The 6000-nt window shown below is 68.9% G+C and carries 7 protein-coding genes and 1 rRNA gene; 6 read left to right on the plus strand and 2 right to left on the minus strand.

Annotated elements, in window-relative coordinates:
- The first annotated feature begins 45 nt into the window (after positions 1-45).
- The 6 genes from LDO11_RS15400 (at position 46) to LDO11_RS15425 (ending at position 4246) form a co-directional block, all read left to right on the plus strand.
- Positions 46-831: an ABC transporter ATP-binding protein gene (locus tag LDO11_RS15400; protein ID WP_232142316.1), complete on the plus strand. Its 786-nt coding sequence runs from the start codon at positions 46-48 to the stop codon at positions 829-831.
- Entirely contained in the window at positions 831-1580 is a 750-nt protein-coding gene (locus LDO11_RS15405; RefSeq protein ID WP_232142317.1) for an MlaE family lipid ABC transporter permease subunit, read from the plus strand. Before LDO11_RS15400 ends, LDO11_RS15405 begins: the two co-directional genes overlap by 1 nt.
- An 86-nt stretch (positions 1581-1666) precedes the next feature.
- Positions 1667-2185 (plus strand): outer membrane lipid asymmetry maintenance protein MlaD, encoded by a 519-nt coding sequence (gene mlaD / locus LDO11_RS15410; RefSeq protein ID WP_343226139.1) that lies wholly within the window; start codon positions 1667-1669, stop codon positions 2183-2185.
- Between the two features lie 14 nt (positions 2186-2199).
- Positions 2200-2856 (plus strand): MlaC/ttg2D family ABC transporter substrate-binding protein, encoded by a 657-nt coding sequence (locus tag LDO11_RS15415; protein WP_232142320.1) that lies wholly within the window; start codon positions 2200-2202, stop codon positions 2854-2856.
- The gene (locus LDO11_RS15420) at positions 2840-3136 is read left to right on the plus strand and encodes an STAS domain-containing protein (protein ID WP_232142318.1); all 297 of its coding nucleotides are present in this window, start codon (positions 2840-2842) and stop codon (positions 3134-3136) included. Before LDO11_RS15415 ends, LDO11_RS15420 begins: the two co-directional genes overlap by 17 nt.
- A gap of 171 nt (positions 3137-3307) precedes the next feature.
- Complete coding sequence (locus LDO11_RS15425; RefSeq protein ID WP_435574658.1) at positions 3308-4246, plus strand: MlaA family lipoprotein; 939 nt, start codon at positions 3308-3310, stop codon at positions 4244-4246.
- A 27-nt stretch (positions 4247-4273) separates the two neighbouring features.
- On the opposite strand, the gene LDO11_RS15430 is transcribed toward LDO11_RS15425, so the two are convergent.
- Both LDO11_RS15430 and rrf read right to left on the minus strand, forming a co-directional pair.
- Positions 4274-5830, minus strand: coding sequence for a DNA recombination protein RmuC (locus LDO11_RS15430; protein ID WP_232142319.1), 1557 nt, complete (start codon positions 5828-5830; stop codon positions 4274-4276).
- 91 nt (positions 5831-5921) lie between these two features.
- Positions 5922-6000: ribosomal RNA gene (rrf, locus tag LDO11_RS15990) — 5S ribosomal RNA — on the minus strand; the annotation flags it as partial.

Here is a 6000-nt window from a genome sequence, read left to right on the forward strand (position 1 = left end):
GCCGGGGTTTTGCTGCCCGGCGCCCGCGCCATTCCCGGTAGACGCATGCCCGACACCACCGCCCCCGCCGTGCACCTGCGCGACGTCCGCCTGCAGCGGGGCGGGCGCACGATCCTGTCCGGCATCGACCTGCTGGTGCCGACCGGTTCGATCACCGCGGTGCTTGGCCCATCGGGATCGGGCAAGTCGACGCTGCTGTCGGCGCTGACCGGTGAGCTGCGTGCGTCGCAGGGCAGCGTCGAGGTGTTCGGCCGCGCACTGCCGCAGCGCCAGCGCGATCTGCTGGAAACACGCAAGTCGATCGGCGTGCTGCTGCAGGGCAATGGCCTGCTGACCGACCTCACCGCCGCCGAGAACGTCGCACTGCCGCTGCGCATGCATACGAAGCTGCCGGCGCCGGTGATCGCGCGGCTGGTGGAGATGAAGCTGCACGCGGTGGGCCTGCGCGCGGCGGCCGATCTGTATCCACGCGAACTGTCGGGCGGCATGGCACGCCGCGTGGCGCTGGCACGTGCGCTGGCGCTCGACCCGCCGCTGATGATCTACGACGAGCCGCTGACCGGGCTCGATCCGATCGCCTCGGGCGTGATCATGGCGCTGATCGCGCGCCTCAACGCGAGCCTCGGGCTCACCAGCATCATCGTCACCCACCACGTGCACGAGACCCTGCCGGTGGCCGACCGTGCGCTGGTGATCGCCGACGGCAGCATCGTCTTCAGCGGCACGCCCGACGAGCTGCAGCAGACCACCGATCCGCTGGTGCGGCAGTTCCTCGACGGTCGCCCGGATGGCCCGATCGCGTTCGACGCCCCGCAACGGGAGGTGGCCTGATGCCCGTGGTCGCCTCGATCCGCTCGCTCGGCCGCGCCGGGCTGTTCTCGCTGTCGGTGCTGCGCGCATCCAGGCCGACTGCGGACTTCTTCGCCGAACTGCTGCGCGAGATCTACAAGGTCGGCGCGCGCACGCTGCCGATCATCGCGGTCGGTGGCGCCTTCGTCGGGCTATCGCTGACGCTGCTGGGCCATCGCGCGCTCGAAACCTATGGCGCGTCCGACCAGGTGAGCATCCTGATCGGCCTGGGCCTGTATCGCGAACTGGCGCCGGTGCTGACCGCACTGCTGTTCGTCGGCCGTGCGGGTTCGTCGATCGCCGCCGAGCTGGGACTGATGCGCGCCACCGACCAGATCACCGCGCTCGGGCTGATGGCGATCGACCCGGTGGCCAAGACGGTGTCGCCGCGGTTCTGGGCGGCGGTGCTGACAGTGCCGCTGCTGACCGGTTTCTTCTGCACGTTCGCGCTGGCCGCCAGCTGGTTCCAGGGCGTGCAGATCCTCGGCATCGACAACGGCACGTTCTGGCAGGCGATGCGCGACGCGGTGGATTTCCGCGACGACTTCGTCAACGCCTTCCTGAAGTCCGCGGTGTTCGGCGGCGTGGCCGCGCTGGTGGCCTCGTACGTCGGCTACCACGCCGAGCCGACCATCGAAGGCACCTCGGTGGCGACCACCCGCGCGGTGGTGAACGCCTCGCTGCTGGTGCTGATGTTCAACTTCGTCCTGTCCGCGTTCCTGTTCCGCTGAGCGGCGGCGGGAACCATGACGCGCATCGCGCAAGGTGACACCGAGATGAGTAGCCACATGGAAATCATGCAGATGGGGAGCCGCCGATGAGCAGCGCACGCGGTCCACGTCTCGAGTTCGCGGTCGGCGCGTTCCTGCTGCTGGCGCTGGCGTCGCTGCTGGTGCTGGCAATCGCTTCGACCAACAACCGCTTCGGCTTCACCACCAACACCTACGAGCTGACCGCGCGCTTTTCCAACATCGGCCAGCTGCGTACGCAGGCGCCGGTGCGCGTGGGCGGCGTGACCATCGGCCGGGTGGCGAAGATCGAGCTCGATCCGCTGCGCTTCGATTCCATCGCCACGCTGGCGATCGACCGTCGCTACCACGAGATGCCGATCGACACCTCGGCCTCGATCCTCACCGGCGGCCTGCTGGGCGAGGCCTATGTCGACCTGCAACCCGGCGGCGACATGGAAAGCCTGCAGCCCGGCGAGGAAATCGCCTTCACCTCCCCTGCCGTCGACCTGATGCAGATGGTCGGACGCTACATGTTCAGCGGTCCCGGTGGCGGTGATGCCGCCGACGAGGCCACCCCGCCCGCCCCCAGCGAGGACACCCCATGACCCCCATGCCTTCGATCAAGCGTTCCCTGACCGCCATCGCCATTGCCGCCGGCCTGCTGGCCGGCACCCCCGCCCTCGTCCACGCGCAGCAGGCGCCCGCCGCAGCCGGCCAGGCCCAGGGCACGCCGAGCCGCCTGGTGCTCGACAACACCACGCGCATCCTCGGCGAGCTGGAGAGCCGCCGTGCCGAGTTCGGCCGCGACCGCAGCCTGCTCGAAGCCTTCGTCAAGCGCGAGTTCGACACCATGTTCGACCGCGACTATGCGGCGCGCCAGGTGCTCGGCCGTCACGCCCGTGGTGCCGACGACGCCGACGTGAAGCTGTTCGCCGACGCGCTGGCCGACAACCTGCTGCGCCGCTACGGCAACTCGCTGCTCGACTTCAACACCCGCCTGCGCGTGCGCATCAAGACCGAGTCGGCGCTGCCGCGCGGGCTGGGCGTCAAGGTGTCGAGCGAGCTGCTGCGCCAGGGCGGCGACCCGATCCCGGTCGACTACCTGATGCGCCAGTCCGGCGGCAACTGGAAGGTGTTCGACGTGCAGGTGGAGGGCGTGAGCTTCATCAGCACCTTCCGTCGCCAGTTCGACGGCGAACTGCAGAACAAGTCCATCCGCCAGGTCGCCAACGAGCTGCGCGCCGGCCGGCTGCAGGCCGATGCCGCGATCGACTGACCCCGGCGTGCGCCGCGAAGGCGATGCCCTCGTCTTCGCGGTCCCGTTGCTGCGTGGCGGCGTCGCCTCGCTGTGGCCGGCTGCGCTGCGCGTGGTGACGGGCGCGCGCCGCATCGAACTCGGCGCGGTCGACCGCATCGACAGCGCCGGGCTTGCCATGCTGTCGGCGCTGGCCGCGCGCGCCGGTGGCGATGTGGTCATCGATGGCGAACCGGAAGGCCTGTCCGAGCTGCGCGGCGCGTATCGCATGCAGATGGATCTTGATTTCAGCCGCACCTGACGCCCCCGGCGCCGCGTGTGTTACGCACGGATGGATTTCCCCATGTCCCCCTCCCGCATTGTCCTGCCCAGCCTGTTGTTGTCGCTCGCCGGGTGTGCGGGTGGGCAGCAGGCCGCGCGCGCTCCCGCCGCTTCCGCCCAGCCGATGACGGCCGCCGCCGTTCCTGCGGCAATGGCTGACGCTGCGCCGGATACGTCCACGCCTCCGGTCATCGACGACGGCCTGCCGGTACCCGATGCCGACAGCGCACAGGCCGCGCTGCAGGAAGGCGCATACCGCGACGACGCCGGTGGCGAGCCCGTGCTTGCGCCGACCGAGGCCGAGCTCGACTACGCGGTGCTCTACGGCGAGGAGCCCTACGACCCGGTGGCCGACCCCACCCTGCCCGATCCGGCGCAGATGCAGGTCGGCTATGACCCGTGGGAACCCTTCAACCGCCGCATGCATCGCGTCAACGACGCGATCGACCGCACGGTTGCGCGCCCGCTGGCCACCGCCTACATGAAGGTGGTGCCGCGCCCGGTGCGCCTGGGGGTGTCGAACTTCTTCAGCAACCTCGGCCAGCCGGTCAGTGCGGTCAATGCACTGCTGCAGGGCAAGCCGGTGCAGGCCGGGCAGGCGCTGGGGCGCTTTGTCGTCAATGCCACGCTCGGCATCGGTGGCATCTTCGATCCGGCCAGCGACGCCGAGATCCCGTTCCGCAGCGAGGACTTCGGGCAGACCCTGGGCATCTGGGGCTGGCAGAACTCGCGCTATCTCGAGTTGCCGCTGTTCGGGCCGCGCACGCTGCGCGATGCGTTCGGCATCGTCGGCGATGCGCCGCTGTCGCCGACCCGCCAGCTCAATGACGACCAGACCCGCTGGGCGCTGCAGGGCCTGCAGCTGGTGGACCTGCGCACGCAGCTGTTCGTGGTCGACCGCATGCGCGAAGGCGCTGCCGACGATTACGCGCTGGTACGCGACGCCTGGATGCAGCGCCGCCAGTACCAGATCTTCGGCGACCTACAGTCCGACGACGATGCGTTGCCGGACTATCTGCTCGACGACGAGGCGTTGCCGACGGTGCCGGCCGACGCGATCCCTGTGATCCCGGGCGTTCCGCTCAACTGACCCATGCCGCTGCCGGCGATGCCAGCCTCAACTGCTGGCGTCCTCGGCCTCGTCGGTGTCGTCCGCATCGATCGCGATGCCGGCATCCGCCAGCAATGCCTGCGATTCGTCCTGCGACAGTGATTCCACCCCACGCAGGCGGCGCTCGATCGTGCGCGTCTTGCGGCTGGCCTCGCCGAGGCTCTTGCCGACGGTGCTGATCTGCTTCTCGGCCTTTTCGAGGATGCCGGCGAACTTGCCGAACTCGCTCTTCACCGCACCCAGCAGCTTCCAGACCTCGCTCGAACGCTGTTCGATCGCCAGCGTGTGGAAGCCCATCTGCAGGCTGTTGAGCAGTGCGGTGACGGTGGTGGGCCCCGCCACCACGATGCGGTGGTCGCGCTGCAGCGCGTCGGTCAGCCCGGGCCGGCGGATGGTTTCGGCGTACAGACCTTCGGTCGGCAGGAACATCACCGCGAAATCGGTGGTGTGCGGCGGGCAGACGTACTTCTCGCAGATGGATTTCGCCTGGATACGGATCGCACGTTCCAGCTGCGCCCCGCAGATGCGTACGGCCTCGGCGTCACCGAGTTCCTGTGCATCGAGGAGGCGCTCGTAGTCCTCGCGCGGGAACTTGCAGTCGATCGGCAGCCATACCGGGCTGTCGTCATCACGGCGGCCCGGCAAGCGGATGGCGAAGTCCACGGCCTCCGCGGTATCGGGTCGCACCCGCACGCTGCGCGCGTATTGCTCGGCGATCAGCGTCTGCTCGAGGATGCCGTCCAGCTGCACCTCGCCCCAGCTGCCACGATTCTTGACGTTGGTCAGCACCCGCTTGAGATCGCCGACGCCGGTCGCCAGCTGCTGCATTTCGCCCAGACCGCGCTGCACCTGCTCCAGGCGTTCCGACACCAGCGCGAAGGACTGGCCGAGGCGGGTCTCGAGCGTCGACTGCAGTTTCTCGTCGACGGTGGCGCGCATCTGCTCGAGCTTCTGCGCGTTGTCGGCCTGCAGGCGCTGCAGCTGCTGGTCGAGGGTTCCACGCATCTCCACCAGCCGCTGCTCGCTGCGCTGCGCGGATTCCGCCAACCGCTGCGCCAGCGCCTCGGCCATGCGCTGCTGCGCCTCGCCGCTCTCCTGTCGCGTCTTGCGCGCATCCTCGGCCAGTGTGCCGCGCAACACCTCGAGCCGCTGCCCGAAGCCCTCCAGGCGCTGGTCGGTGCGGACGGTGAGGTCGGCCATGCGTTCCGACAGCTGCGCGCCGAAGCGCTGTTGGGCCTGCGCCGATTCCGCACGCGCACTGCGCGCATCCTCGCTGATCGCCTCGCGCATCGCGCCCAGACGGGACTCGGTGCGTTCGGTGAGCGCATCCAGCCGCAACCCGAACGCATCGATACGCTGCTCCTGCGCGGTCGACAGGCCATCGAGCAGGGCACGCAGTTCCAGCCGCGACTCGCGCTGCTCCTCGCGCAACGCGGCCTCGAGCCGCTCGCGCATCGCATCCATCCCGGCTTCCGGGCGGCGCAATACCAGCACGATCAACAGGATTACCGCGGCAATCACCGCGAGCAGGATCAGAACCAGCAACAGGGAAACGTCGTTCATCGCACCAGTGTATCCGGCACGGTCGCAGCAGCTGCGAATCAAACAAAGAAAAACCCCCGCCGGGGAACCGGCGGGGGTTTCAGGGTAAAGACCCTGGCGATGACCTACTCTCGCATGCTGAATGCACACTACCATCGGCGCATATGCGTTTCACTTCCGAGTTCGGAATG

This window comes from Alterluteimonas muca (genome assembly GCF_021191595.1).
In the GTDB taxonomy this organism is placed as follows: Bacteria; Pseudomonadota; Gammaproteobacteria; order Xanthomonadales; family Xanthomonadaceae; genus Luteimonas; species Luteimonas muca.